This is a genomic window from Pandoraea sp. NPDC090278, from assembly GCF_044772185.1.
Classification (GTDB): Bacteria; Pseudomonadota; Gammaproteobacteria; order Burkholderiales; family Burkholderiaceae; genus Pandoraea.
The window spans coordinates 572,396-598,388 of record NZ_JBIVYJ010000003.1; the positions used below are offsets into that span (position 1 = coordinate 572,396).

A 25,993-nucleotide genomic window follows, 5' to 3' on the forward strand; every position below is an offset into this window, starting at 1 on the left:
CTTTCGCGTAGACCTTTGTGTTACTATTTGATAATGATTCTCATTAACAAATAAGCGATTGCCGATGACGCAGCCTCAAGCAGTGCCAGTCGTCGGCCATCACGTCTGTGGAGGTCGTCATTGTTGATGTTGAAACGAACGGTCGATCTGACGCCGCGCGTAGCATCGATTCCCACACCTTCCATGACTTACGTGCCGCTCGGGCAGTTCGGACAGGGCGACCGCAAGCTCACGGGTGGCGCGCAGAATCGCGCGTTGGCGAGTAGCGACATCGAAGCGGCAAAGCAGGGCGACGGCGGCCAACGCGCCGCCGTTTCGCCTTCCCCCCAATGCGGTAGCGACGAACTTTGGCTGTGGCGCTTTCTACTCGCCGGTCGTCCTTTCGGGGCGACGGGCGCGGCGGCCGGTGGCCCGGACGACGGCGCAACCTGGCTCTCGGCTGCCGAGCATTCGCTGGCGCGCCGGTTGCCGCGTACGCAAATGCGTCATCGGTTCCTGTCGGAGCGCATTGCGTTGCGCTGGATCTTCGGGCGCTGGTTCCGATGCACGCCTGCGCAGGCACCCGTGCCGACGGCAACGCCGGGCGTCTCGTCGCTGGAGTGCGACGGTCCGCACGGCAAGGTGTGGATCGATATGGCGCACGCGGGGCTGTGGCTTTTCGTCGCGATGGGGCAGGGCCCGGTCGCGCTCGCCGCTCACGCGCCGACGCCGGTCGGCACCGACGACAGTGCGCCGCTGATCACACCCGCGAGCCAGCCGCCGAGCGCGCTCGATCCGTTCGCGGTCGCGCGCGACACTGCGCATCGCTTGTGTCTGGCAAGACTGGCGGGCGAGGGGGAGTCGTTGACGTCCGGGGGCGATGTGCCGTTGCTCGCGCACCCCTATGTCAGCGTTCCGTACGCCGGGCAAACGCGCTATCTCTACGACATGTCCGTCAGTTCGCGACTGACGGTGGTGGCTGCGCGCGACAGCATCGTCCATCGGATGCGCGCTTTCGGTTGGCAGAACTGACTTTCCCTTTTTGCGTGCCCTTTTGGTATTTGCACGTGCCCATCTATGCATATGCTGCGATGCAAAGGCAGGGGTCCTGAATTTGCGCTATTCTGGCCCGTTGTTTTGCCATCCGTCCTGCCCGTCATCGACTTCCTGGAGAAGAAGCTCATGCGTCGTCGCTCGCTTGCATCCCGTCATCCTCGCCACATTCTCGCTGCCACACTTACCGCGCTCGCGTTGCCGCTGATTCCGCTCGCCGCGAACGCCAAACCGCTCACCGTCTGCACCGAAGCCAGCCCGGAAGGGTTCGACGTCGTGCGCTACAACTCGCTCACTACGACCAATGCGTCCGCCGATCCGGTGTTCAACCGTCTGGTCGAGTTCGATGCCGCGCAAGCCAAGGTCGTGCCGAGTCTGGCGACGAAATGGGAAGTGACGCCTGACGGCCTCACGTACACGTTCACGCTGCGCCCGAACGTCAGCTTCCACAGCAACGATCTCTTCAAGCCGACGCGCGCATTCAATGCCGACGACGTCGTCTTCACATTCGATCGCATGCTCAACGACAACGCGCCGTGGCACAAGCTCACGCCGTCGGGCTTCCCGCATGCGCAGTCGCTGTCGCTGGGCAAGCTGATCAAGTCGGTCCAGAAGGTCGACGACAACACGGTGCGCTTCACGCTCTCCGAACCGGACGCCGTGTTCCTCTCGATGCTGTCGATGGGTTTCGCGTCGATCTATTCGGCCGAGTACGCCGACAAGCTCGTCGCGGCGAACAAGACGGATGAGCTCAACGCGCGTCCGATCGGCACCGGCCCGTTCGTGTTTCGTAGCTATCAGAAGGACAGCGTGGTGCGGTACGACGCCAACAAGTCGTACTTTGGCGGTGCACCCGCTTCCGAGCGTCTGATCTATACGATCGTGCCGGACGCTGCCGTGCGTGCGCAGAAGGTCAAGGTCGGCGAGTGCCAGATCGCGCTGTCGCCCAAGCCGCTCGACGTACAGGCCGCGCGTGGCGACAAGGCGCTCAAGGTGGTCGAGACGCCAGCCTTCATGACGGCCTTCGTCGCCATCAACACGCAGCACAAGCCGTTGAACGACGTGCGGGTGCGTCAGGCGCTGAACCTCGCGTTCGACAAGCCGAGCTACGTGAAGCAAGTGTTCGAAGGCACGGCCACACCGGCGGTGAACGTGTATCCGCCGAACACGTGGAGCTATGCGAAGAACGTGGCGGACTATCCGCACAACATCGATCGCGCGAAGAAGCTGCTGGCGGACGCCGGTTTCCCGCAAGGTTTCGAGACGACGATCTGGACGCGTCCGGCAGGCAGCCTACTCAATCCGAACCCGCGCGTGGGTGCCGAGATGCTGCAAAGCGATCTGGCGAAGATCGGCGTGAAGGCGCAGATCAAGACGGTGGAGTGGGGCGAACTGATTCGTCGTGGTAAGGCAGGCGAGCATGACCTGCTGTTCATGGGCTGGTCGGGTGATAACGGCGATCCGGATAACTTCCTCACGCCGCAGTTCAGCTGCGCGGCGGTCACCTCGGGCACGAACTTCGCCCGCTTCTGCGACGCCAATCTCGACAAGCTGATCAGCGACGGCAAGCGCACGCACGACATCGCGGCGCGCACCGCTAAGTATCAGGCGGCGCAGAAGACGATCAAGGACGACGCGCTGTGGATTCCGCTGGCGCATCCGATCGCGGCTGTGATCACACGCACCGACGTGTCGGGCTATCAGGTCAGCCCGTTCGGGCGTCAGGACTTCTCGGCGGTGAAGGTCAAGTAAGCCACCTCACACTCGCAGCAGACGTCCCGGAAAGACAAAAAGCCATGCCCATCGACGGGCATGGCTTTTTTCATGGCGCGGCGAGTCTGACGTCAGGCGTCCGGCGCGCTCTCCGCTTTGCTCTCCGTCTCGCCGATGCGGAACACCTGCGACAGGTCCCAGTCCGCCATGCCGCGCTCTGCGGCATCCTTCAGCAAACGACGCACTTCCGGCAGCACGCGCTGCACGGTCGCGCTCGCGTGCGCCAGTTCGGCAATCGCGTCGAGGTCCTTCAGAATCACGCGCACCGTGCCGGTGGCGAAATCGGGCGGCGTCACCATGCGCGGCCAGAGCGTCTGCATGAGGACGGAATCGGCCCAGCCGCCTTGCAATGCCGACGGTACCGCCGCCGTGTCGATGCCGCTGCGCTTGGCCAGCACGAAGGCTTCGGCCAGACCTGCGAGCGTCGTGGCGACGATGGCCTGATTGGCGAGCTTGGTCGTCTGGCCCGCACCGATGTCGCCCATGCGGGTGACGCGTGACGAGAACGCACGCAGCACCGGCGTCACGGCTTCGATGGCCTCGGCCGGACCTCCGGCCATGATGGCCAGCGTACCGGCCTGTGCGCCGCCCGTGCCACCGGAGACCGGGGCGTCGATCCAGACGCTGCCGGTGACCTCAGCCCAGCGCTTCGCGAGATTGCGGGTGAGCGCGGGCGAGAGCGTCGAGTGATCGACGAGATAGCGCGGGGGCGTGGCGGCGTGCACGAGCCCGTGCTCGCCGAACACCACCTCTTCGACGGCCTTGCCATCACCCAGACAAAGCAGGGCGATGTCGACGCATTCGCCGAGCGCTTGCGGGGTTACGCAGGCGATGGCACCGGCATCGGTCAGTGCGCCGAGCTTGGCCGCAGAACGGTTCCAGACGGCGACGTCATGGCCAGCAGCGAGCAGCCGCTGCGTCATCGGTTCGCCCATGCGGCCGATGCCGCAAAAGCCTACGCGTGGGGTAGTCATCAATTCGGGTCCTCGTGGGTTGGCGTCTCCCCGATAGACGCTTCGTAGGGCCATTCCACAGCCCCCGAATGGGTCACCGCGCCCAGCTTGGCGGGCCGCACGAGCGCTTCGTACTTTTCCAGTACGCCGCCCAGACGGCCGCGCACGAACGGTTTGGCCTCTGCGGCCCGTGCGGCGAGTGCTTCGTCGGAGAGTTCGACGTCGAGCTTACCCTTGATTGCGTCGATGTGGATGGTATCGCCGTCCCGAAGTAGGCGAATCGGTCCGCCTGCCGCTGCTTCGGGACCGACGTAACCGATGCACATGCCACGCGTCGCGCCCGAGAAACGGCCATCGGTGAGCAGCGCGACCTTCTCGCCCATGCCTTGCCCGTAGATCGCTGCCGTCACGCTCAGCATCTCGCGCATGCCCGGTCCCCCCTTCGGGCCTTCGTTGCGAATCACGAGCACGTCTCCCTCGCGGTACGTCTGCGCGGACACCACAGCCATGCAGTCCTCTTCCGTCTCGAACACGCGGGCGGTGCCGGTGAACGTGAAGTGCTTCAGACCTGCGGTCTTGAGCGCTGCGCCATCGGGTGCGAGGTTGCCGCGCAGCACGACCAGTCCCGCGTTGGGCGAGAGCGGTTCGGTGTGCGGCTTGACCACGCGTCCGTCGGGGCCGGGGAAGGCGCGCAACGCATCGGCGAGCGTCTCGCCCGTCTGCGTGAGCGTGTCGCCGTGGATATGACCGCCTGCTAGCAGTGCGTTGAGCACCGCAGGCACGCCGCCGACGTGATGCAGATCGACGGCCAGATAGCGTCCGCCGGGCTGCATGTCGCCGATGAGCGGCGTGCGGGCGAGGACTTCGGAGACGTCGTCGAGCGTGAACTCGATGCCCGCCTCGTGGGCAATGGCGGGAATGTGCAACATCGCGTTGGTCGAGCCACCGGTCGCCGCCACGGCAGCACAGGCGTTCTCCAGACTTTTGCGCGTGACGAGGTCGCGCGGCAGCGGTCCACCGTTGCGCAGCGCACGCATCACGTTCTCGCCAGCGCGACGCGCAATCGCAATCCGTTCGCTGTAGACGGCGGGCACCATCGCTGAGCCGAGTGGTGCCAGACCGAGCACTTCCGCAACCATCGCCATCGTGTTCGCCGTGAACTGACCGGGGCACGAGCCCGCCGTCGGCGTGCAACGCTTTTCGATGCCGCGCAGCGTCTCGGCGGACATATCGCCGCGTTGCGCTGTGCCGACCGCTTCGATAGCGGTGAGGATGGTGGCTTGCGAGCCATCGGGGGCGACGCCGGGCAGCATCGCGCCGCCGAAGAGGAACACGCCGGGCACGTTCACCCGCACCATGCCCATCAGAATGCCGGGCAACGTCTTGTCGCAACCGGCCACGCCGACGAGCGCGTCGTAGCAATGCGCACGCACGAACAGCTCCACGCTGTCGGCAATCGTCTCGCGCGAGACCAGCGAGAAGCGCATGCCCGAGTGGTTCATCGACGTGCCGTCGGACACTGAGATGGCCGAGCCGCGAATCGGCACACCGCCGCCAGCGGCCACGCCCAGACGCACGTTGTCCGAAATCTGATTCAGCGACATGGAACAGGGCGTGTTCTCGCCGAACGTGTCGACGATGGCGACGAAAGGTTTGTCGATGGCGGCGTCGTCGAGGCCGGTCGCGCGCAGGAAGGCACGATGCGGGGTACGCGTGACGCCTTCGGTGACCGTGCGGGAGCGGTGTTTGTGCAGATCTGTCATGGGGACTTCCTTATGCTTTTGTGGCGGCTGCGCCTGCGTCGACCCAAGGTCGATTACGTCATTACGTATTGAGCAGCAGCCCGTTTTCGATGGCGAGCACCTGACCGGTCATCGCCGGAGCGCGGGCGGCGAGGAACCACGCCAGCTCGGCAATTTCCGCCGGTTGCGAAACGCGCTTCAGCGGCGAGTTCTCACGCATGCCTTCAACCACGCGACCGTACGCCTCGTCGCCGAGCACGCGACGCAGCAGGCCGTCGTCGACCATGCCCGGCGCGATGGCGTTCACACGGACTTGCGGCGCGAGGTTGCGGGCGAGCGAGAGCGTGAGCGCGTTCACCGCGCCCTTCGACGCCGCGTAAGCAATCGACGACCCCGTGCCGTTGAGCGACGCCAGCGACGAGATGTTGATGACCGAGGCCGACACGGCAGATGCCTCAGATGCGGGCTGCTCCCGCAGCAACGGCGCAGCGGCGCGCGTCATCTGGAACATGCCGATGAGGTTCACGCGATAGATGCGCTCGAACTCGACGGCGTCGATGGCTTCCAGATCGCCGTGCGGGATCACGCGCGTGGTCCCGGCGCTGTTGACGAGGGCGTCGAGCCGACCCCATTTCGCGCCGACGGCGTCCGCCATGCGGCGGCAGGCGGCATCGTCACCGACGTCGGCATCGACGACGAGCGTTTGCGCACCGGCTTCACGGCATTGCGCCGCGACCGCTTCGGCGGCCGCACGCGTGCTGTCGTCGAAATTGTTGATGGCCACGGCCCAGCCGTCCTGCGCAAAACGCAGGGCGGTGGCCGCACCGATGCCCGTAGCGGCACCGGTCACGAGACAGACGGGAAAACTCATGCATGACTCCGTTGGGGCTTGAGCGACATCACGATGCATGCCCCGCCGACCAGCGCACACGCCAGCACGATCATGCCCGGCAGCAACTGCCCGGTGCTGTCTTTGAGAAAACCGATGACGTACGGGCTGACGAAGCCCGCGAGGTTGCCGGTCGAATTGATCAGCGCGATGGCGGCGGCGGCGCCTGCACCGCCCATCATCGCCGTGGGAATGCCCCAGAAGACCGGTGCAATCGAGTTGATGCCGATCGCCGCGACAATCAGTGCCGCCATCGACCACCAGAGATGTTGCGCGAGCAGCACCGAGGCGACCATGCCCGCAGCACCCAGCAGGCAGCACACCGCCACATGCATGCGACGTTCGTTGTGCCGGTCGGCATGACGCGCGACGAGAATCATCGCGACCGCGCTCACCAGCGACGGCACGGCCGAGAGCAGGCCGATGTTGCCGAGGTTGGCGACGCCCGCCGCGCGAATCATCGTCGGCAGCCAGAACACGAGGCCGTAGTTGCCCATGGCGATGCAGAAGTACAGCAGGCCGAGCAGCCACACGCGGCCGCTACCGAACACCTGACGCACGCTGTGATGCGCGCGGGTGCTGTCGTCGGCGGCGAGGTCTTGTGCCAGCAGACGCTTTTCGTCCGCGTTCAGCCACTTCACCGTTTCGATACGGTCCTGAAGCACGAAGAACGCCGCGATGCCGACGAGCAGCGACGCAATGCCTTCGATCAGAAAAAGCCACTGCCAGCCCGCGTAACCGTGCATGCCGCCGAAGTGCTGCATGATCCAGCCCGAGAGCGGGCCGCCGATGGCACCCGAGACAGGAATGGCGACCATGAACAGCGCAATGATCTGCGAGCGCTTGTTCGACGGGAACCACGTGGCCAGATAGAGCACGATGCCGGGGAAGAAGCCCGCTTCGGCCACGCCGAGCAGGAAACGCAGCGCGTAGAAGGACATCGGTCCCTGCGTGAACATCGTCAGGCAGGAAATGATCGACCACGTCACCATGATGCGCGCGATCCACATGCGTGCGCCCACGCGATGCAGGATCAGGTTGCTCGGCACCTCGAAGAGGAAGTAGCCGAGGAAGAACACGCCCGCACCTGCGCCGTACACGGTCTCGGACAGCGACAGGTCGGAGAGCATCTCCAGCTTGGCGAAGCTCACGTTCACGCGGTCGATGTACGCGACGATGAACGCGAGAAAGAGGAACGGAATGATGTGCCAGGTCAGCTTGCGGTACAGCGCGTCGCGCTGCGCGGCACTAGCCGCCACAGGGGCAGCGCTGTGGCCGGGATGCGGCTGTGCACCGCCCGGGTAGGACGAGGGGGACGAGCTCATGGGTGTTGTCTCCGTGGTGCGTGCCGTGTGGCACGTCGAGTTATTGGGCAGCCTGACGTGCATCCGGAAGAAATTCGGTTATGCGAAGGCGATTCCGCGATGTGCGATGAATCGTCGCTCCGGTGCATCGAATAACCCTGTGCGGCCATGCTGCTCGTACGAAGGGTAAGGGGCGGTTGGCGTGACGGCAAATCACACTTTGCGCACACGGCATTACCGTTTGGTTATGATCTCGGCTTGGCGTGTTCCCACAGAAGCTTTCCGCATCCGTCATGACAACGACCGACAACTCGATTGAGCGATTTTTTCGCAGTGGCCTGAAGCTCGGCCATCTGCGCATGCTGGTGACGCTGGGCGAACTGCGTCAGGTCACGCGCGTGGCGGCGGCATTTCACGTCACGCAGCCCGCCATCTCCAAGCAGATCGGGGAGATCGAGGAGGCGCTGGGCGCGCCGGTGGTACGACGGGTGGGCAATGCGGTGGAGCTGACCGGCATCGGACGCGTGCTCGTGGAGCGCGGACGCGAAATCCTGCGGCAGATCGAACTAGCGCGCCGCGACGTGAGCGCGTTGACCACCGGGACGGCCGGGCATGTGCGCTTCGGTGCGGTGGTGACGATTCCCCAGCCCCTGATCGCCCATGCAGTCGAGTTGTTCACGCGTCGCGCGCCGAATGCGTCGTTCTCGTTCGTGGAGGCCACGCTGGACCGTCTGCTCAAGATGATGGACGAGGGCAATCTCGATCTGGCGCTCGGCCGCAATCGCGTGACCGGCCATCTGGCGGTGATGCGCAACGAGTCGCTGCATCACGAGCCGTTCGTGTTCGTCGTCGGTACTCAGCACCCGCTGGGTGCTGCGGAGGCGGCCGTCTCATGGCGCGATTTGCAGGACGTGCGCTGGATTACGCCGATGCGTGGCTCGCCCGCGTTCACCACGATGGCCGAGATACTGGCCGAGCATGGCGTGACGTTGCAGCGTCCGGCCATCGAGTCGAGTTCGCTTGCGCTGAATTTGTCGCTGCTGCGCGGCGGCGGGTTCGTCTCGATCCTGCCGCTCTCGCTCGCGCGACGCTATGCCCAGCGCGGGACCATGCGCGTGCTGCCGCTGCCGCCGTTAGGGCCGCTGGGCGACGCGATTCTGTATTGGCGTGAAGACACGACTACGCCCGCGTCGCAACTGTTCGCGGCGTGCCTGCGTGAGTCGTCGGCGGAGTTGATCGACGCGAACTGACGGACTGCGCCGATGCATGCGCCCCTTAGGTTGGCAGGGGACGCATGCATGGCTTCAACACCCGTTCGCGTCAGGCCGCGTTGGCGACAGCCTTCAATCCGTAACGCTTGCCCGGCGAGGCGTTGCTCAGTCCTTGCGACATCTTGCGGCGCAGCGCGTCGTATGCGGTCCACTCGTTGCCATCCTGCAATGGCGGGATGGTGACGGCTTCGCCCTGATCGAGTCCGGCCAACGCCGCGTCCACGAGATCGTCGGACGTCATCAGCCATTCCTGCGGCAATTCCTGATGCGACTTGCCTGCGATATCCCAGAACTCCGTGATCGTGGCACCCGGCAACACGGCTTGCACACGCACGCCCGTATCGGCGAGCTGATGTTGCAGCGATTGCGAGAACGCGAGCACGAAAGCCTTCGAACCGCCGTACACGTCGTTAAGCAGTTCGGGTGCGATGGCGACGACGGATGCGATGTTGATGATGGTGCCGCGCCCGCGTGCCACGAAGCCCGGCACGGCCGCGTACGTCAGGCGGGTGAGCGCGGTTACGTTGACTTCGATCATGTCGGTCAGGTGATCGACGTCCGCTTGCAGCAGCGGTGCGACCGCGCCGAAGCCAGCGTTGTTCACGAGCGTGTCGATGCGAGTGTCTTCACGCAGACGTGCTTCCACGAGCGCCTGACCTTCACGCGTGGAAAGATCCGCGCTCAGGATGTCGACCCGACGGCCGGTCTCGACGTGAAGGCGTTGGGCGGCTTCGAGCAGACGCGCCGTGTTGCGGGCGACCAGAATCAGGTCGTGGCCGCGACGGGCGAGGCGGTCGGCGTAAATCGCGCCGATGCCCGAGGAGGCGCCGGTAATCAGTGCGACGCCAGGCTGATGGGTTTGAGTGGATGCGTTCATGGTTGTTACGGTTCCGGTTGTTGGGGCCATGACGTCCAGTGTGGTCTGCAATCGCGATGTCTCAAATGACACGAAAACCACCTTTTAGGACAATCGTGTCCGACACCTGTCCTTCGCGCCAACTACAATCGACGCATCGGTCATGCAGTGGCTGTCGTTGTCACCGCTTGTCCTCCCATTCCGTTGTTCTGGAACCCCCGCCCTTGGCCTTAGCGGCCCTTTGCGTCATGACGAAACGAATTGCGTTGGTGGTCTATCCCGACTTTCAGATGATGTCGCTGGCCTCGATGTCGGCATTCGAGATGGCGAACTTCGGGCGCGACGAGCCGCTGTACGAAGTGCAGACCCTCTCGGTCGAAGGCGGGCTGGTGCGGGACTCTGCCGGGATCGCGGTGGCCACGGAGCCTATGGGCAGGCATCGCTACGACACGGTGCTGGTGGCGGGAGCGACCTACGTGGTGCCGACAGAGCCGGAGCTGGTCGAGGCTTTGCGGCAGCTCGCGCCGAAGGTGAGACGCATCGGGAGCATTTGCTCGGGGGCGTTCGTGTTGGCGGACGCCGGGCTGCTCGACGGGCGGCGCGCGACGACGCATTGGGGGCAGGCGACGGCGTTACAGCAGCAGCACCCGGACGTGATCGTCGAAGACGATCGGATCTACGTCAACGACGGGTCGGTGTGGACGTCGGCAGGCATGACGGCCGGTATCGATCTGGCACTGGCGCTGGTCGAAGCCGATTACGGCAGCGATGTCGCCCGCGATACGTCGCGCTTGCTGGTGGTGCACTACCGCCGCACGGGTGGTCAGTCGCAGTTCTCCACGCTGTCCACGCTCGAACCGAGCTCCGACCGGGTCCGCGCGGCGCTCGCCTATGCGCGCGAGCATTTGCGAGAGCCGTTATCGGTCGAGCAATTGGCGGCACAGGTGCACTGGAGTGCTCGCCATTTCAGTCGTGAATTCACGCTGCAAACCGGATTGACTCCGGCGAAGGCTATCGAGAAGTTGAGACTCGAAGCGGCGCAGGCGTTGCTCGAAGCGGGCGAGGCGTCGATTGCGCGGGTCGCGATCGTGACCGGTTTCGGCGACGAGGAGCGTATGCGCCGTGCGTTCGTCCGTACGCTGGGCAAGCCGCCGCAGGCCTTGTTGCGCGAGGCGCGCGAACGCATGCGAGCATGAGCCGTCCCCCGTGACTCATGCGCTGCTCATCTGTCTTTCAGCCCAGCTTCATGAGGGCATCGTCCGTCGGGTTGAGCGCCGAATACCTTCGCATTGCGTTGTAAGCGTTTCACGAACGATACGTTTTCGGCAGGGGACGTATCGATGTCTCGTAAATTGAGTTATTAGTTTCTTTTAAATCAATGGGTTGAGTGCGCTGGCACGGAATTCGCGTATGTGAATCGTGTATGGCGAAGCGCCAACCCGGATTCTCCGCAGGCTGTTGGCAAGGGACTCCTGTGATGTTAAGCACGGGCGGGTCCTCTATTGCCCGCGATTTCTGCTGACGCGCTCTCGTCGTAACGTTGGACCTTCTGGCGGGGTCCGGCGTGTTCCGAAGTGAGTGTGTGCGCGTGCGCGGGGAGGGGACCATGAACAGGTTCAAGGCGACTCTGGTAGGGGCGGCAGCGGCAGCGATGCTCTGCGGCATTTCAATTAACGCGTCATACGCCGCCGGTGGTGGCGGTGGTGGGCGTGGCGGAGGCGGCGGCATCGGCTTTGGTGGTGCGGGTGGCCTCGGTGGATTGGGCGCATTCGGCGGCCCCGGCGGAACCGGGACCGGCGTCGGCATCGGCGTGGGCGTTGGTATCGGCGGCGCTGGCGGTTGCGGCTGCGGTGGCCACAGTGGTGGCGGCGGCGGTGGCGGTGGCGGTGGCGGTGGTGGCGGCGGCGGTGGCGGTGGCGGTGGCGGTGGCGGTGGCGGCGGCGGCGGCGGTGGCGGCGGCGGCGGCGGTGGCGGTGGTGGTGGCACCGGCGGCGGCACTGGCGGCGGCGGTGGCACTGGTGGTGGCGGCACCGGTGGTGGTGTTGGCGCAAGCAGCGGTGGCGGCGGTGGTGCCAGCGGTCCAGGCGGCCTTGGCATTGGCGGCGCTGCAGGCGGAGGTGGATTGGCGGCATTCGGTGGCCCCGCCGGTTTCGGCGGTGGTGGCGGATGCGCGATGAACGGCCAGGCTGGCGAGGAGCCATGTCCCTGAGCTAGTGGTGGGCGTGGGGCCTGCATGCGTTCGGCACAGCGCGTGCAGGCACTGGCCCTCGCATCGGTTGGTCTTGATGGTGTAGCGAGTCTCGCAGGTTGTTCGTCGGTTCCTGATGCGACCGGCTGACGGCATTGCCGCCAGCCGTGCCACCCCCCCGGCCCGTGATCAGGCTGTTCTCCCGGCGAAGCGCCCCTTCGGTGATCCGAGGGGGCGTTTTTTTGATGGATGCTGTCTATCGATGCGCTCAGGGGATATCGAAATACCGATTATGTATTTCGTGTAAACCCGCAGTTGTGGCAGCATCCGGGGTCTGGGTCGCCCGACGTGGCCACGCAGCTGTATCGCGGGAATGTCTACGTCGCGCGTGACCGTTGCGAGCTCAACAGGCCCGCACCCCCTCGCACAGACGCCCAACAGGCGTCGGACCACATAAGCAAAAGGAGAATTCGCACATGCTGTCCCGTCAACTGATCAATGCGTTCCTCGGCGCAACGTTTGCGCTGGCCTCTCTCGGTGCCTCGGCCCAGACGGCCGACAAGCCCCTCAAGGTCGGCACGATGGCCGGCTCGGACGCGCAGATCTTCGAAGTGGTGAAAAAGGTGGCCGAAAAGCGTGGCCTGTTCATCAAGATCGTCGAATTCAGTGACTACGCACAGCCGAACGCCGCCCTCGACGCTGGCGACCTGGACGCCAACGGCTTCCAGCACAAGCCGTTCCTCGATAGCCAGGTCAAGGACCGTGGCTACAAGATCACGACGGCGGGCCTGACCTATGTGTCGCCGCTGGGCTTCTATTCGAAGAAGTACAAGTCGCTCAAGGATCTGCCGAACGGCGCGCAAATCGGTATCCAGAACGATCCGTCGAACGGTAGCCGCGCGCTGCGTCTGCTGGCAAAGGAAGGTCTGATCAAGGTGAAGCCGGGTCTGGATGGCAAGAACATCACGCCGCTCGATATCGAGAACCCGAAGAAGTTCAAGATTCGCGAACTGGAAGCCGCACAACTGCCGCGCGCATTGCCGGATCTGGACGCCGCGTCGATCAACACGAACTTCGCCGCACAAGCCGGTCTGGTGCCCAAGCGTGACGCCATCGCCATCGAAGACCTGAAGGGCCCGTACGCCAACCTGATCGCCGTGCGCACGCAAGACCTGAACAAGCCGTGGGTCAAGCAACTGGTCGACGCCTACCATTCGGATGAAGTGAAGCAATTCATCGACACGCAATTCAAGGGCGCACTGATTGCGACGTGGTAAGCATTGAAATGCCGTCGGATGCGTCTCGCGCGCGTTGATGAGATACGGCTCGCGTCAAATGAAAAACCGGGGTTTCGACCCCGGTTTTTTTACGTCCTCAAGCCTGACATTTTGCACCGCTGGCACGGCGGCGTTTGACTAGAATGAAAGTGTGATTCCTTTCGACGGGAGGCCGCCATGTCCATGATCAATGTCTCGATGATGCTGGTAGCGTTGCTCGTCGGCTTCGCCATCGGCATGCTCGTCGACCACTTCTGGGTCACGCATCACGATGAGCCTGCCGCGCACAAGCGTCTGGACTGGCACGAGATGTGGGACCGTATTCGTCACCAGCATTGAGGTATTCGCGCCGGGTGTTTTACCGATGTCCATTACTCGGCGCGGAGTTTTCTCCAGAGCGTCGAACGGCTGATGCCGAGTGCTTCGCACGCGGCATTGCGGTCGCCGCCGCAGGCAGCCAGCGTCGAGTGGATGCGTGCCAGCTCCTCGGCGGCACGGCGCTCGCGTCCGGTCATTGGGGCGTCGGGCGCTTCGACGGCTGCAACGCTCGTCGTTCCCGTTGTTCCGTTTATCCGGCCACCGTTCGTTTTTGAAACGTCGAACGCGGGCGGTGGCGGCGTCGTGCCAAGCTCCGGGGCAATCTCGACCAGTCGCGCACGGCTGATCTCGCGAGCATCGACCACATCGGCGCAGACGACCGCGATGCGCTCCAGCAAATTCTCCAGCTCCCGAACGTTCCCCGGCCAGCGATAGCTCGCCAGCAGCGGCAATAGTGACGCCTGCAAGGCATCGACGCTCATGCGCGCGCCCGCCCGGGCCAGCGCGCGCTCGAGGAACAGTGGCGTGAGGCGCGGCAGGTCGTCCATGCGTTCGCGCAGCGGGGGCAGCACCATGCGCAGAATATTCAGACGGTAGTAAAGGTCTTCGCGAAACAGTCCGGCCGCGACTTGCTGACGAAGATCGCGGTGCGTGGCGGCGACCACGCGCACGTCGCACGGCACCGGTTCGTTCGCGCCAAGGCGCAGGACTTCGCGCTCCTGCAACACACGTAGCAGCCGGGTTTGCAGCGGCATCGGCATCTCGCCGATTTCATCGAGAAAGATCGTGCCGTTGTGTGCCGTCTCGAACAGACCCGCCTTGCCGCCGCGTCGCGCGCCGGAGAACGCGCCGTCTTCATACCCGAACAATTCGCTCTCGAGCAGCGTCTCCGGAAACGCGGCGCAGTTGATGGCGACGAACGGATAGTCGCGGCGGCGGCTCGCGTTGTGAATCCCTTGAGCGAGCAGTTCCTTGCCCGTGCCGCTCTCGCCATGCACGAGCACCGTCGAATCGGTCTGCGCATAGCGGCGTGCGAGTGCGCGGACTTGCGTCATCGCCGCCGAGTCGCCGATCAGATCGTCGAGCCGGTAGCGTGCCACGAGATGCCGGGGACGATGGCGCGAACGCAACGAACGATCCACGCGGGCGAACGACTGCGAGTCCTGACACGTCACGAGCGCACCCGTGAGCGTGCCCTGATCCAGCAGGGGAATGCGGTTAATCACCCACGTCTTGCCCGCCATCGAGACGATCGCTTCGAGCTCGGCGCTCGCGCTCTCAAGCGTGCGGGCGATGTCGAGTGCGGGCGCGATGGTGTCGAGCGTTCGCCCGACGGCGTCCACCGCTGTGACGCCGAGAATCCCGGCCATCGACGCGTTGATCGCTTCGATGCGTCCGTTCAGATCGACGGCGGCCACGCCTTCGTGCAAATGCCGCAACACCGTATCGAGACGCTCGCGCCGTTGCGCTTCGATGCGCCCGAGACGCGCCACTTCCAGTGCCGTGTCGAACGCGGCGCGCACCGAATCCTGCGAGTAGAGAAAGATGCCCGTGAGCCCAGCGCGCTCGGTCAGTTGCGTGACGAGACCCGGCCCGACGATGACCGCCATGCCGTCGTCGCGCAACCGGTGCACGAGGTCTTCGGCGTTTTGCGCATCGACATAAGTGTGCTGAGCGATGTCGAGATGAAAGGCGCTCTTGAAGCGCTCGAACTCGGCGGCGGGGCGTGCGTAGGAGACGAGCGCGATGCGCGAGTCGGGGGACGATGCGGGCAGGGCGCGTCGTGCGCGTGCCAGCGCGTGCATGACGTCCGAGCCGGTGACTTTGACCAGCACCACGGGCAACGCAAGGCGCTCTCGTAGGAAATCGCCGTTCGATCCGGCCGCGACGATGCCGTCGACGCTCCCGGCGGGCAAGCGCTCCAGCGCTTCGATCACGGCTTCGTATCCCTTGTCGACGATGTGGACGTCGGCCTGCGCGGCGTAGTCCGGCACGATATCGCGATACAGCTCACCAAGCTTGCTGATGCCGACGGCCCAGATCACCGGCTTTCGCATCGCGGGGACCGTGGGCGCTCGCGCCACGCCTGCGGCGGTCGCGGGCAGGCGGGACGGCATCTCGGTGGGTATCGAATTCGGCATGGCGGTAGGCGGCAGGAGGATCTGAGCCGAATCGTAGCATGTTGCGACGATGTGTTTCATTTTGCGTTTCAAAATGAAACATTATGCGACCGCCATGTTCGCCTTCAAGTGACATTTACCTTGACGTAAACGTCACGCAGGCGAAGAATTTCCGTCGATAAATGAATGCGTTAGCGCAGCGAAGCGATTGTCGATGCGCGCACGCACGACCTGCTGGCACGGCCATTGCTATTCAGAAGCCTGCTACTCAACCCACATGCGATCCGGTGGCATTCCGTTCATCCGGCGCGCAAGACACGACCGAGGGATTCAAGTGACGCAAACCATTCGTTCGGCCGGCGCCGCCTTCCGCGAGGCCGTCAAGACCGAGCAACCGTTGCAGGTTGTCGGTGCTATCAATGCCAACCACGCCCTGCTCGCCAAGGCGGCTGGTTTCAAGGCGATCTATCTGTCGGGCGGCGGCGTTGCTGCCGGTTCGCTCGGCTTGCCCGATCTGGGCATCTCGACGCTCGACGACGTGCTCACCGACGTGCGCCGCATCACCGACGTGTGCGATCTGCCGCTGCTGGTGGACGTCGACACGGGCTTCGGTCCTTCGGCCTTCAACATTGCGCGCACGGTGCAGTCGCTGATCAAGTTCGGCGCGGGTGCGATGCATATTGAAGACCAGGTCGGCGCGAAGCGCTGCGGCCATCGTCCCGGCAAGGCCATCGTGACGCAGCAGGAGATGGTCGACCGTATCAAGGCGGCCGTCGACGCGCGCACCGATGAAAACTTCGTCATCATGGCGCGCACCGATGCACTGGCCGTCGAAGGCCTTCAGGCGGCCATCGACCGCGCATGCGCGTGCGTCGAAGCGGGCGCCGACATGATCTTCCCGGAAGCCATGACGGAACTGCCGATGTACCGCCAGTTCTCGGATGCCGTGAAGGTGCCCGTGCTCGCGAACATCACCGAGTTCGGCTCGACGCCGCTGTTCACTGTGGAAGAACTCAAGAGCGCGCAGGTCGGTCTGGTGCTGTACCCGCTCTCGGCGTTCCGCGCGATGAACAAGGCGGCGGAGAACGTCTATCACACGATTCGTCGCGACGGCACGCAAAAGGCCGTGCTCGACACGATGCAAACGCGCGCCGAGCTCTATGAGAGCATCGGCTACCACGCATACGAACAGAAGCTCGACGCCCTGTTCGCCCAACAGAAATAACGAACCCCTGATCCTGGAGGAAAGAGCATGAGCGAGACGACTGCCACCGGCTTCAAGCCGAAGAAATCCGTCGCCCTGTCGGGTGTGACCGCAGGCAACACGGCACTGTGTACCGTGGGCCGTTCGGGCAACGATCTGCACTATCGCGGCTACGACATTCTGGATCTGGCCCAGACCTCGGAATTCGAAGAAATCGCGTATCTGCTGGTCTACGGCAAGCTGCCGAACGTGGCGGAACTGCGTGGCTACAAGACCAAGCTCAAGGCGCTGCGCGGTCTGCCCGCTGCCGTGAAGGACGCCCTCGAAGCCGTGCCTGCCGCCGCTCACCCGATGGACGTGATGCGCACCGGCGTGTCGGTGCTCGGCACCGTGCTGCCGGAGAAGGACGATCACAACATTCCGGGCGCACGCGACATCGCCGACCGTCTGATGGCCAGCCTCGGCTCGATGCTGCTGTACTGGTATCACTACAGCCAGAACGGCGTGCGTATCGACGTGGAAACGGACGACGACAGTATCGGCGGTCACTTCCTGCATCTGCTGCACGGCGAGACGCCGTCGGACCAGTGGGTGCGCGCGATGCATACGTCGCTGATCCTGTACGCCGAGCACGAATTCAACGCGTCGACGTTCACTGCGCGCGTGATTGCAGGCACGGGGTCGGACATGCACTCGGCGATTACCGGTGCCATCGGCGCGCTGCGTGGTCCGAAGCACGGTGGTGCGAACGAGGTCGCGTTCGAGGTGCAGAAGCGTTACAACTCGCCGGACGAAGCTGAGGCCGACATCCGTCAGCGTGTCGAGAACAAGGAAGTGATCATCGGCTTCGGTCACCCGGTCTACACCGTGAGCGATCCGCGCAACAAGGTCATCAAGGAAGTCGCCCACGAGTTGTCGAAGGCCGAGCAGAACACGGCCATGTACGACATTGCCGAGCGTCTGGAATCGGTGATGTGGGACGTCAAGAAAATGTTCCCGAACCTCGACTGGTTCAGCGCCGTGAGCTATCACATGATGGGCGTGCCGACCGCGATGTTCACGCCGTTGTTCGTGATCGCGCGTACGTCGGGCTGGAGTGCGCACATCATCGAGCAGCGCATCGACAACAAGATCATTCGTCCGAGCGCTAACTACACCGGTCCGGAAGATCAGCAGTTCGTGCCGATCGATAAGCGTTAAGTCTGTCCAACGCCTCGGCGAGCGGCGGGGACGGCAGCAGCGGGATTCCTGCTGCCGTTGCGCGTCCACGCCGGGGCGTCGTTGTTCTGTCGCAGTTTTGTCGCTGCTCCGTTATTCGCAGCGCGCATCGCACACACCGTGCGCGCCAACTTGTCACCGGCCGGGCCGACACCTTCCTCACATGATGAACACCGAATACCGTAAATCCCTGCCCGGGACGTCGCTCGATTACTTCGACGCCCGTGCTGCCGTCGAGGCCATTGCCCCGGGCGCGTACGACACGCTGCCGTACACCTCGCGCGTGCTGGCCGAGAACCTCGTGCGCCGCTGCGACCCGGCGGCACTGACCGACTCGCTCAAGCAACTGATCGAGCGACGTCGCGACCTCGATTTCCCGTGGTTCCCCGCCCGTGTGGTGTGCCACGACATTCTCGGTCAGACGGCGCTCGTCGACCTCGCCGGACTGCGCGACGCCATTGCAGCGCAAGGCGGCGACCCGGCGCTGGTCAACCCGGTGGTGCCGACTCAACTGGTGGTAGATCACTCGCTAGCCGTCGAATGCGGCGGCTTCGATCCCGATGCGTTCGCGAAGAACCGCGCCATCGAAGATCGTCGTAACGAAGACCGCTTCGACTTCATCAACTGGACGAAGAAGGCGTTTCGCAACGTCGACGTGATTCCGCCGGGCAACGGCATCCTGCACCAGATCAACCTGGAACGGATGAGCCCGGTGATTCAGGTGGCGGACGGCGTGGCCTATCCCGACACGCTCGTGGGGACCGATTCGCACACGCCGATGGTCGATGCGCTGGGCGTGATCGCCATTGGCGTGGGCGGGCTGGAAGCGGAGAGCGTAATGCTCGGTCGCGCATCGTGGATGCGCTTGCCGGACATCGTCGGTGTGGAACTGACGGGCAAGCCGCAGCCGGGCATTACCGCGACCGACATCGTGCTCGCGCTGACCGAATTCCTGCGCAAGGAAAAGGTCGTGTCCGCGTATCTTGAGTTCTACGGCGAAGGTGCTGCGAACCTCACGCTGGGCGACCGCGCGACCATCTCGAACATGGCGCCGGAGTTCGGTGCGACGGCGGCGATGTTCTACATCGACGCGCAAACCATCAAGTACCTCAAGCTCACCGGCCGCGACGACGTGCTCGTCGCGCTGGTGGAGACCTATGCGAAGCAAACCGGCCTGTGGGCCGACACGCTGACGAAGGCCGAGTACGAACGCGTGCTGACGTTCGATCTGTCGAGCGTGGTGCGCAACATCGCCGGTCCTTCGAACCCGCATAAGCGTGTGCCGACGAGCGAACTCGCCGCACGCGGCATCAGCGGCAAGGTGGAGAACGAGCCGGTGCTGATGCCCGACGGCGCGGTCATCATCGCTGCCATCACGAGCTGCACGAACACCAACAACCCGCGCAACATGATCGCGGCGGGTCTGTTCGCGCGTAATGCCAACCGGGCAGGACTGGTGCGCAAGCCGTGGGTCAAGAGTTCGCTCGCGCCGGGCTCGAAGGCCGTCACGCTGTATCTGGAAGCGGCCGGTCTGCTGCCGGAACTGGAGGCGCTCGGCTTCGGCGTGGTCGCTTACGCGTGCACGTCGTGCAACGGCATGTCGGGTGCGCTCGATCCGGTGATCCAGAAGGAAGTTGTCGAGCGTGACCTGTACGCGACGGCTGTCCTCTCGGGCAACCGCAACTTCGATGGCCGCATCCACCCATACGCGAAGCAGGCGTTTCTCGCCTCGCCGCCGCTGGTGGTGGCTTACGCGATTGCCGGGACCATCCGTTTCGATATCGAGAAGGACGTGCTCGGTGTCGACGCCAACGGAAAGCCGATCAGGCTCGCCGACCTGTGGCCGAGCGACGAAGAGATCGACACCATCATTGCGAGCAGCGTCAAACCGGAGCAGTTCCGCCGCGTGTACGAGCCGATGTTTGCCGCCTCGGTGGATCACGGCGAGCGGGCCGAGCCGCTGTACGACTGGCGCGAGATGAGCACCTACATTCGACGTCCCCCGTACTGGGAGGGCGCGCTCGCCGGTGAGCGTACGCTCGCAGGCATGCGCGCGCTGGCTGTGCTGGGCGACAACATCACGACCGACCACCTCTCGCCGTCGAACGCCATCATGGCCGACAGCGCAGCGGGTGAATACCTCGCGAAGATGGGCCTGCCGGAAGAGGACTTCAACTCGTACGCCACGCACCGCGGCGATCACCTCACGGCGCAGCGCGCTACGTTCGCCAACCCGACGCTCAAGAACGAGATGGTCGTGGTCGACGGACAGGTCAAGGCGGGGTCGCTCGCGCGCATCGAGCCGGAAGGCAAGGTCACGCGCATGTGGGAGGCCATCGAGACGTACATGGCGCGCAAGCAGCCGCTCATCGTGATCGCCGGGGCCGACTACGGTCAGGGGTCGTCGCGCGACTGGGCGGCAAAGGGCGTGCGTCTGGCGGGCACCGAAGCCATCGTCGCCGAAGGTTTCGAGCGCATTCACCGCACCAATCTCGTCGGTATGGGCGTGTTGCCGCTGGAATTCAAGCCGGGCACGAACCGCAAGACGCTGGGCATCGACGGCAGCGAGACGTTCGATGTGATCGGCGAGCGCACGCCGCGCGCCGACTTGACGCTGGTCATCCATCGCAAGAACGGTGAGCGCGTCGAGGTGCCGGTGACGTGCCGTCTCGATACTGCAGAAGAAGTCTCGATCTATGAGGCGGGCGGGGTGCTCCAGCGCTTCGCGCAGGACTTTCTGGAATCGTCGCAGGCAGCCGCCTGAGGAGAGATGTGATGGCGCATCAGCCACAAATTCGCATTCCCGCCACGTACATGCGTGGCGGCACGAGCAAGGGCGTGTTCTTCCGCTTGCAGGACCTGCCCGCCGCCGCGCAGACACCCGGTGCGGCCCGCGACGCGTTGCTGATGCGCGTGATCGGCAGTCCGGACCCATACGGCAAGCAGATCGACGGCATGGGCGGCGCGACGTCGAGCACCAGCAAGACGGTCATCATCGCGAAGAGCGAGCGGCCCGGGCACGATGTGGACTACTTGTTCGGGCAAGTCTCCATCGACCAGAAGTTCGTCGACTGGAGCGGCAACTGCGGCAATCTGTCAGCGGCCGTCGGCCCGTTCGCGATAAGCGGCGGACTGGTGGACCCGGCGCGCGTGCCGCGCGATGGCGTGGCCGTCGTTCGCATCTGGCAGGCCAACATCGGCAAGACAATCGTCGCCCATGTGCCGATGACGGACGGTGCGGTGCAGGAAACGGGCGACTTCGAACTCGACGGCGTGACGTTCCCGGCCGCCGAAGTGCAGCTCGAATTTCTCGATCCGGCCGCCGAAGAAGAGGGTGATGGTGGCGGTGGCGCCATGTTCCCGACCGGGAATCTCGTTGACGATCTCGAAGTGCCCGGTGTGGGCACGTTCAAGGCGACGATGATCAATGCGGGCATCCCGACCATCTTCCTGAACGCCGAGGAGATCGGCTACAAGGGCACCGAGTTGCAGGACGCCATCAACAGCGATCCGAAGGCGCTCGCCATGTTCGAGACGATTCGTGCACACGGCGCGATTCGCATGGGACTGATCAAGGATGTGTCGGAAGCGGCCACGCGCCAGCACACGCCGAAGGTCGCGTTCGTGGCGAAACCTGCGGGCTACACGGCGTCGAGCGGCAAGGCGGTGAATGCCGGAGATGTCGATCTGCTCGTGCGCGCGATGTCGATGGGCAAGCTGCATCACGCGATGATGGGGACAGCGGCCGTGTGTATCGGTGCGGCGGCCTCGATTCCGGGCACGCTCGTGAATCTGGCGGCAGGCGGCGGCGAGCGTAACGCTGTACGCTTCGGTCATCCGTCCGGCACATTGCGTGTCGGGGCAGAAGCCAACAGGGAAGGCGGCGAATGGACGGTCACGAAGGCCATCATGAGTCGTAGCGCGCGCGTGCTGATGGAAGGCTGGGTGCGCATTCCTGGAGATGCCTTCTGACCGGACGCGGATCCGGTACCGAACCGTCTCACCTCACAGGAGGTCGTCAATGTCCGCAGGTGCTTCGAACGTTGCGAATGTGCGTCCCTCGCCCGACAAAGTCCTGACGGACATTGCCGACTACGTCCTGACCTACGAGATCCGCAGCGATCTCGCCTTCGACACCGCACGCAACTGTCTCATCGACACGCTTGGGTGCGGTTTCGAAGCGCTCTCCTATCCCGCGTGTACCAAACTGCTGGGCCCCATTGTGCCGGGCACCGTCGTGCCCAACGGCGCAAAGGTACCCGGTACACCGTATCAGCTCGACCCCGTGCAGGCCGCGTTCAGTCTGGGCGCGATGATTCGCTGGCTCGACTTCAACGACACGTGGCTGGCGGCCGAGTGGGGACATCCGTCGGATAACCTCGGTGGCATTCTGATGACAGCCGACTGGCTCTCGCGCACGGCCGTGGCGCAAGGGCAGCCGCCGCTGACGATGCGGCATGTCCTCGCGGCGATGATCAAGGCGCACGAGATTCAGGGATGTCTCGCGCTGGAGAACTCGTTCAATCAGGTCGGGCTCGATCACGTGGTGCTGGTCAAGGTGGCGTCGACGGCGGTTGTCGGCGAAATGCTGGGCCTGTCGCGCGACGAGCTGATCGCAGCACTCTCGCTGGCGTTCGTCGACGGGCAGAGCCTGCGCACGTATCGTCACGCACCGAATACCGGCAGCCGAAAGTCGTGGGCGGCAGGCGATGCGACGAGCCGTGCCGTGCGTCTCGCGCTCATGGCGCGTACCGGTGAGATGGGGTATCCGTCCGCGCTCACGGCAAAGACGTGGGGCTTTTACGACGTGCTGTTCAAGGGCAAGCCGTTCGCGTTCCAGCGGCCTTACGGGTCATACGTGATGGAGAACGTGCTGTTCAAGATCTCGTTTCCGGCCGAGTTCCACGCGCAGACGGCAGCGGAGGCGGCGATGACCTTGCATCGACAGTTGCTGGCGATGGGGCATAGCGCGCAGGACATCAAGTCGGTGAAGATTCGCACGCATGCGGCCGCGATTCGCATCATCGACAAGCAAGGGCCGCTCGCCAATCCGGCAGACCGCGATCACTGCATCCAGTACATGGTGGCCGTGCCGCTGCTGTTCGGACGGTTGACGGCGGCCGACTACGAAGACGATGTGGCGGCCGACCCGCGTATCGATGCATTGCGCGCGCGCATCGTATGTGAGGAAGATCCGCAATTCACGCGCGACTATCACGATCCCGACAAACGCTCGATTGCCAACGGCCTGACCGTCACGCTGAACGACGGCACGGTGATCGACGAAGTGCTTGTGGAGTACCCGATCGGGCATCGACGACGTCGCGACGAAGGCATCCCGTTGCTGGTAGAGAAGTTCAAAACGAATCTGGCACGACGGTTCGCTGCACGAGCGCAGGCGCGCATTCTCGACGTGGTGCTGGATCAGCAACGGCTCGAAACCATGCCCGTCCATCAGTTTGTGGACTTGATGGTGTGAGCGCGGCGTGGCAAGCGCCACGCCATGTATCAAACCGCCTGATCAGTTCATCTCACTGCGCTGAAGCTTCGCTATCCGCCACGCCACCGATGCGGCGAACGCCACCCAGCCAGTGAAGCGTTAAGGCCAACACACCGAGCGTGATGCCCAAGCTCACGACGCCTGTCCATCCGAACCGCGCCATCAGCCATCCACTCACCGTCGCGCCCACTGCGCCGCCAAAGAACGTTGCCGTCATATAGAGGCTATTGATTCGCCCCTGTGCCTTCGGGTCGACCGCGAAAGCGCGCGTCTGGTTGGACACAAGACCTGCCTGCACACCGATGTCGAGCACGATCACCCCGATCACGAGCCACGCCAGCGAGAGGTTCGCGCCCCCGAGCAGCACGTAGCTGAGCGTGACGATCCCGATGCTCACGCCGACCACACCGCGAGGCCCCAGCTTGTCGGTGGCGCGTCCGCCGAACGACGCAGCGAACGCACCGGCCGCGCCAATGATGCCGAACGCGCCCGCCCACGCGCTGCCGAGATGCCACGGGCCATCGGCAAGCAGGGCGGCGAGATTGACCCAGAACGCGTTGAAGCACGCCCAGAGCAGCGCTTGAATCGTCATCGACTCGCGCAGGGGGCGATGGTCGCGAGCGAGCGGCCACAGTGACGCCAACAGACGGCCATACGAGAGGTCCGTGCTGGGACGACCCTTCGGCAACAACATCGCGGCAGCGATCCATACCGGGATCATGAAGACCGCTTCCACGCCGTAGACGGTGCGCCATCCGAAGCCTTCGCCGACAATGCCCGCAATCGTTCGTCCGAGCAGAATCCCGATCATGATGCCGCTCACGACGGTGCCGACCGCCCGGCCGCGCTGACTCGGCTCTGACATGACGGCGGCGAACGGCACCAGTTGCTGCGGCACACAGCACACGATGCCCAGACCGAACGATGCGCCGATCAACGCCCAGATGCCCGGGGCAAATGTCGCGGCCAGTGCGAAGCAGAAGGCCAGCGCAATTTGTACGAGCACAAGTTTGCGACGGTCGTACCGGTCGCCCAGCGGCAGCAACAACGCGAGTCCGGCGGAGAAGCCAAGCAACGCGGCCGCCGCGACGAGATCCACCGTCCCGAGATCGACGCGCATGTCCGCAGCAATCAACGGCAGGATCGGCTGCGTGCAGTAAATGTTGGTGACGACCGCACCGGCAATCACCCCCATCATCACGATCTTGCTGCGCGAGGCGATTTCCTGTGCCGCTTGTGGCGGGGCGGTAGTGTTGGAAGGGGCGGTGGGGGAATTGGGCGGACGCACGATGCTCTCCTGAGATGACGATGACCGGTGCGGGAGAGGCCGTTGGGGTCTTTGACTAGCGACGACCACGCCTCATCCCGCTCAGGTCTCGACATTACGTGGTTGCATCCACGTAGAGAATTCATCAAGATCAGGAATCATCTTTCCAAAATTTGGTAGGGTCCATGAATCGACTCGAATCCATGTCGATCCTGATCGCGGTGGTCGATGCGGGGAGTTTGTCGGCGGCCGCACGCGGCCTCGGCATGCCGCTGGCGACTGTCAGCCGTAAAGTCGGGGAGCTGGAAGCGCATCTGAAAACGCGGCTGCTGCATCGCACGACGCGTCAGTTGTCGCTGACCGAAGCCGGGAGTGCGTACGTGGCATCGTGTCGCAGAATTCTCGAAGAGATCGGCGAAGCGGAGCGTACGGCGACGGGCGAATATGCAACGCCAAAAGGCGAACTGGTGCTGACCGCGCCCGTCGTCTTCGGTCGTCTGCACGTGCTGCCGGTCGTGGCGGAATTCCTCGCGCAGTATCCGGAGATCGACGTCAGTCTCCTGCTGACCGACCGCGTGGTGCATCTGATGGACGAGCAGGCGGACGTGGCACTGCGCATCGGTCACTTGCCGGATAGCTCGATGGTGGCGTCGCGCATCGGCACTGTGCGACGCGTTGTCTGTGCCAGTCCGAACTATCTGGCGGCGCATGGCGAACCGAAGAAGCCACAGGACCTCGCCGCTCAGGCGTGCATTACGTTCGAGGTGCTGGCGTCGCGTCGTGCGTGGGAGTTCGGCGAGGGGCGAACCGGGCAGTCGGTGCCGATTCGCTCGCGGCTCGCGGTGAATACCGCCGAAGCGGCGATCTCGGCGGCGGTGCTCGGTGTGGGCTTCGTGCGGGTGTTGTCGTATCAGGTGGCGCAAGCCGTGCGCGACGATGCGCTGCGGGTGGTGCTGGACGACTTCGAAGCCACCCCGCTTCCCGTCAATCTGGTACACAAGGGGCAAACGCCGTTGCCCCTGAAGCTGCGTGCATTTCTCGACTTTGCCGCGCCACGTCTACGGGCGCGGATTGCCTGATC

20 protein-coding genes are annotated in these 25,993 nt (G+C 64.4%); 13 read left to right on the forward strand and 7 right to left on the reverse strand.

From position 1 onward, the window contains the following. Positions 1-126: 126 nt before the first annotated feature. The gene (locus ACIQWO_RS14865; protein ID WP_402825203.1) at positions 127-1,011 is read left to right on the forward strand and encodes a hypothetical protein; all 885 of its coding nucleotides are present in this window, start codon (positions 127-129) and stop codon (positions 1,009-1,011) included. A gap of 150 nt (positions 1,012-1,161) precedes the next feature. Continuing rightward, positions 1,162-2,784: an ABC transporter substrate-binding protein gene (locus ACIQWO_RS14870; protein WP_402825396.1), complete on the forward strand. Its 1,623-nt coding sequence runs from the start codon at positions 1,162-1,164 to the stop codon at positions 2,782-2,784. A gap of 92 nt (positions 2,785-2,876) precedes the next feature. Here the strand turns inward: ACIQWO_RS14870 and ACIQWO_RS14875 are convergent, their stop codons facing one another. From ACIQWO_RS14875 to ACIQWO_RS14890, 4 genes are all read right to left on the reverse strand, one after another. Beyond that, a complete protein-coding gene (locus ACIQWO_RS14875; RefSeq protein WP_402825206.1) occupies positions 2,877-3,779 on the reverse strand; it encodes an NAD(P)-dependent oxidoreductase in 903 nt (300 codons plus the stop codon). Continuing rightward, positions 3,779-5,521, reverse strand: a complete 1,743-nt coding sequence (gene ilvD / locus ACIQWO_RS14880; RefSeq protein ID WP_402825209.1) for a dihydroxy-acid dehydratase — start codon at positions 5,519-5,521, stop codon at positions 3,779-3,781. The genes ACIQWO_RS14875 and ilvD overlap by 1 nt, the downstream gene beginning before the upstream one ends. A 61-nt stretch (positions 5,522-5,582) precedes the next feature. Continuing rightward, positions 5,583-6,371 carry an SDR family NAD(P)-dependent oxidoreductase gene (locus ACIQWO_RS14885; RefSeq protein WP_402825212.1) on the reverse strand — a complete coding sequence of 263 codons (789 nt, stop codon included), beginning with the start codon at positions 6,369-6,371 and terminating at the stop codon, positions 5,583-5,585. After that, on the reverse strand, positions 6,368-7,714 hold the full coding sequence (locus ACIQWO_RS14890) for an MFS transporter (RefSeq protein ID WP_402825215.1): 1,347 nt from the start codon (positions 7,712-7,714) through the stop codon (positions 6,368-6,370). Before ACIQWO_RS14890 ends, ACIQWO_RS14885 begins: the two co-directional genes overlap by 4 nt. Before the next feature lie 272 nt (positions 7,715-7,986). On the opposite strand from ACIQWO_RS14890, the gene ACIQWO_RS14895 reads away from it, so the two are divergent. Beyond that, the gene (locus tag ACIQWO_RS14895) at positions 7,987-8,943 is read left to right on the forward strand and encodes a LysR family transcriptional regulator (protein WP_039397396.1); all 957 of its coding nucleotides are present in this window, start codon (positions 7,987-7,989) and stop codon (positions 8,941-8,943) included. Positions 8,944-9,013: 70 nt separating this feature from the next. On the opposite strand, the gene ACIQWO_RS14900 is transcribed toward ACIQWO_RS14895, so the two are convergent. Further along, positions 9,014-9,841, reverse strand: a complete 828-nt coding sequence (locus tag ACIQWO_RS14900; RefSeq protein ID WP_402825219.1) for an SDR family NAD(P)-dependent oxidoreductase — start codon at positions 9,839-9,841, stop codon at positions 9,014-9,016. Between the two features lie 227 nt (positions 9,842-10,068). On the opposite strand from ACIQWO_RS14900, the gene ACIQWO_RS14905 reads away from it, so the two are divergent. From ACIQWO_RS14905 to ACIQWO_RS14920, 4 genes are all read left to right on the forward strand, one after another. Further along, positions 10,069-11,016 (forward strand): GlxA family transcriptional regulator, encoded by a 948-nt coding sequence (locus ACIQWO_RS14905; RefSeq protein ID WP_402825222.1) that lies wholly within the window; start codon positions 10,069-10,071, stop codon positions 11,014-11,016. A 410-nt stretch (positions 11,017-11,426) separates the two neighbouring features. Beyond that, positions 11,427-12,029: a hypothetical protein gene (locus ACIQWO_RS14910; protein ID WP_402825225.1), complete on the forward strand. Its 603-nt coding sequence runs from the start codon at positions 11,427-11,429 to the stop codon at positions 12,027-12,029. Between the two features lie 455 nt (positions 12,030-12,484). Then, positions 12,485-13,285: a MetQ/NlpA family ABC transporter substrate-binding protein gene (locus ACIQWO_RS14915; RefSeq protein ID WP_150739907.1), complete on the forward strand. Its 801-nt coding sequence runs from the start codon at positions 12,485-12,487 to the stop codon at positions 13,283-13,285. Between the two features lie 177 nt (positions 13,286-13,462). Further along, entirely contained in the window at positions 13,463-13,624 is a 162-nt protein-coding gene (locus tag ACIQWO_RS14920; RefSeq protein WP_174984361.1) for a hypothetical protein, read from the forward strand. Between the two features lie 32 nt (positions 13,625-13,656). On the opposite strand, the gene prpR is transcribed toward ACIQWO_RS14920, so the two are convergent. Beyond that, positions 13,657-15,660: a propionate catabolism operon regulatory protein PrpR gene (gene prpR / locus ACIQWO_RS14925; protein ID WP_402825399.1), complete on the reverse strand. Its 2,004-nt coding sequence runs from the start codon at positions 15,658-15,660 to the stop codon at positions 13,657-13,659. Between the two features lie 397 nt (positions 15,661-16,057). Here prpR and prpB point away from each other — a divergent pair, with 397 nt between their 5' ends. The 5 genes from prpB to ACIQWO_RS14950 all read left to right on the forward strand — a co-directional run bounded on the left by prpB (position 16,058) and on the right by ACIQWO_RS14950 (position 23,624). Next, a complete protein-coding gene (gene prpB, locus ACIQWO_RS14930; protein ID WP_039397405.1) occupies positions 16,058-16,948 on the forward strand; it encodes a methylisocitrate lyase in 891 nt (296 codons plus the stop codon). Between the two features lie 27 nt (positions 16,949-16,975). Further along, the gene (gene prpC / locus ACIQWO_RS14935) at positions 16,976-18,127 is read left to right on the forward strand and encodes a 2-methylcitrate synthase (RefSeq protein ID WP_402825231.1); all 1,152 of its coding nucleotides are present in this window, start codon (positions 16,976-16,978) and stop codon (positions 18,125-18,127) included. A 181-nt stretch (positions 18,128-18,308) separates the two neighbouring features. Further along, positions 18,309-20,909 carry a Fe/S-dependent 2-methylisocitrate dehydratase AcnD gene (gene acnD, locus ACIQWO_RS14940; protein WP_402825234.1) on the forward strand — a complete coding sequence of 867 codons (2,601 nt, stop codon included), beginning with the start codon at positions 18,309-18,311 and terminating at the stop codon, positions 20,907-20,909. 11 nt (positions 20,910-20,920) lie between these two features. Continuing rightward, positions 20,921-22,117, forward strand: coding sequence for a 2-methylaconitate cis-trans isomerase PrpF (gene prpF / locus ACIQWO_RS14945; protein ID WP_402825237.1), 1,197 nt, complete (start codon positions 20,921-20,923; stop codon positions 22,115-22,117). A gap of 49 nt (positions 22,118-22,166) precedes the next feature. Further along, positions 22,167-23,624: a bifunctional 2-methylcitrate dehydratase/aconitate hydratase gene (locus ACIQWO_RS14950; RefSeq protein ID WP_402825240.1), complete on the forward strand. Its 1,458-nt coding sequence runs from the start codon at positions 22,167-22,169 to the stop codon at positions 23,622-23,624. 52 nt (positions 23,625-23,676) lie between these two features. Here the strand turns inward: ACIQWO_RS14950 and ACIQWO_RS14955 are convergent, their stop codons facing one another. After that, positions 23,677-24,933, reverse strand: coding sequence for an MFS transporter (locus ACIQWO_RS14955; protein WP_402825243.1), 1,257 nt, complete (start codon positions 24,931-24,933; stop codon positions 23,677-23,679). Positions 24,934-25,097: 164 nt separating this feature from the next. Between ACIQWO_RS14955 and ACIQWO_RS14960 the strand changes: the two genes are divergently transcribed. Beyond that, complete coding sequence (locus ACIQWO_RS14960) at positions 25,098-25,991, forward strand: LysR family transcriptional regulator (RefSeq protein WP_402825246.1); 894 nt, start codon at positions 25,098-25,100, stop codon at positions 25,989-25,991. Positions 25,992-25,993 lie beyond the last annotated feature (2 nt).

Coding starts and splice junctions, on each gene's coding strand:
- ACIQWO_RS14875 (WP_402825206.1), bottom strand. CDS start 3,779: ATGACTACCCCACGCGTAGGCTTTTGCGGCATCGGCCGCATGGGCGAA.
- prpR (WP_402825399.1), bottom strand. CDS start 15,660: ATGCGAAAGCCGGTGATCTGGGCCGTCGGCATCAGCAAGCTTGGTGAG.
- prpC (WP_402825231.1), top strand. CDS start 16,976: ATGAGCGAGACGACTGCCACCGGCTTCAAGCCGAAGAAATCCGTCGCC.
- ilvD (WP_402825209.1), bottom strand. CDS start 5,521: ATGACAGATCTGCACAAACACCGCTCCCGCACGGTCACCGAAGGCGTC.
- ACIQWO_RS14890 (WP_402825215.1), bottom strand. CDS start 7,714: ATGAGCTCGTCCCCCTCGTCCTACCCGGGCGGTGCACAGCCGCATCCC.
- ACIQWO_RS14865 (WP_402825203.1), top strand. CDS start 127: ATGTTGAAACGAACGGTCGATCTGACGCCGCGCGTAGCATCGATTCCC.
- ACIQWO_RS14960 (WP_402825246.1), top strand. CDS start 25,098: ATGAATCGACTCGAATCCATGTCGATCCTGATCGCGGTGGTCGATGCG.
- ACIQWO_RS14910 (WP_402825225.1), top strand. CDS start 11,427: ATGAACAGGTTCAAGGCGACTCTGGTAGGGGCGGCAGCGGCAGCGATG.
- ACIQWO_RS14900 (WP_402825219.1), bottom strand. CDS start 9,841: ATGAACGCATCCACTCAAACCCATCAGCCTGGCGTCGCACTGATTACC.
- ACIQWO_RS14885 (WP_402825212.1), bottom strand. CDS start 6,371: ATGAGTTTTCCCGTCTGTCTCGTGACCGGTGCCGCTACGGGCATCGGT.
- ACIQWO_RS14895 (WP_039397396.1), top strand. CDS start 7,987: ATGACAACGACCGACAACTCGATTGAGCGATTTTTTCGCAGTGGCCTG.
- ACIQWO_RS14950 (WP_402825240.1), top strand. CDS start 22,167: ATGTCCGCAGGTGCTTCGAACGTTGCGAATGTGCGTCCCTCGCCCGAC.
- ACIQWO_RS14905 (WP_402825222.1), top strand. CDS start 10,069: ATGACGAAACGAATTGCGTTGGTGGTCTATCCCGACTTTCAGATGATG.
- ACIQWO_RS14915 (WP_150739907.1), top strand. CDS start 12,485: ATGCTGTCCCGTCAACTGATCAATGCGTTCCTCGGCGCAACGTTTGCG.
- ACIQWO_RS14870 (WP_402825396.1), top strand. CDS start 1,162: ATGCGTCGTCGCTCGCTTGCATCCCGTCATCCTCGCCACATTCTCGCT.
- prpF (WP_402825237.1), top strand. CDS start 20,921: ATGGCGCATCAGCCACAAATTCGCATTCCCGCCACGTACATGCGTGGC.
- ACIQWO_RS14920 (WP_174984361.1), top strand. CDS start 13,463: ATGTCCATGATCAATGTCTCGATGATGCTGGTAGCGTTGCTCGTCGGC.
- acnD (WP_402825234.1), top strand. CDS start 18,309: ATGATGAACACCGAATACCGTAAATCCCTGCCCGGGACGTCGCTCGAT.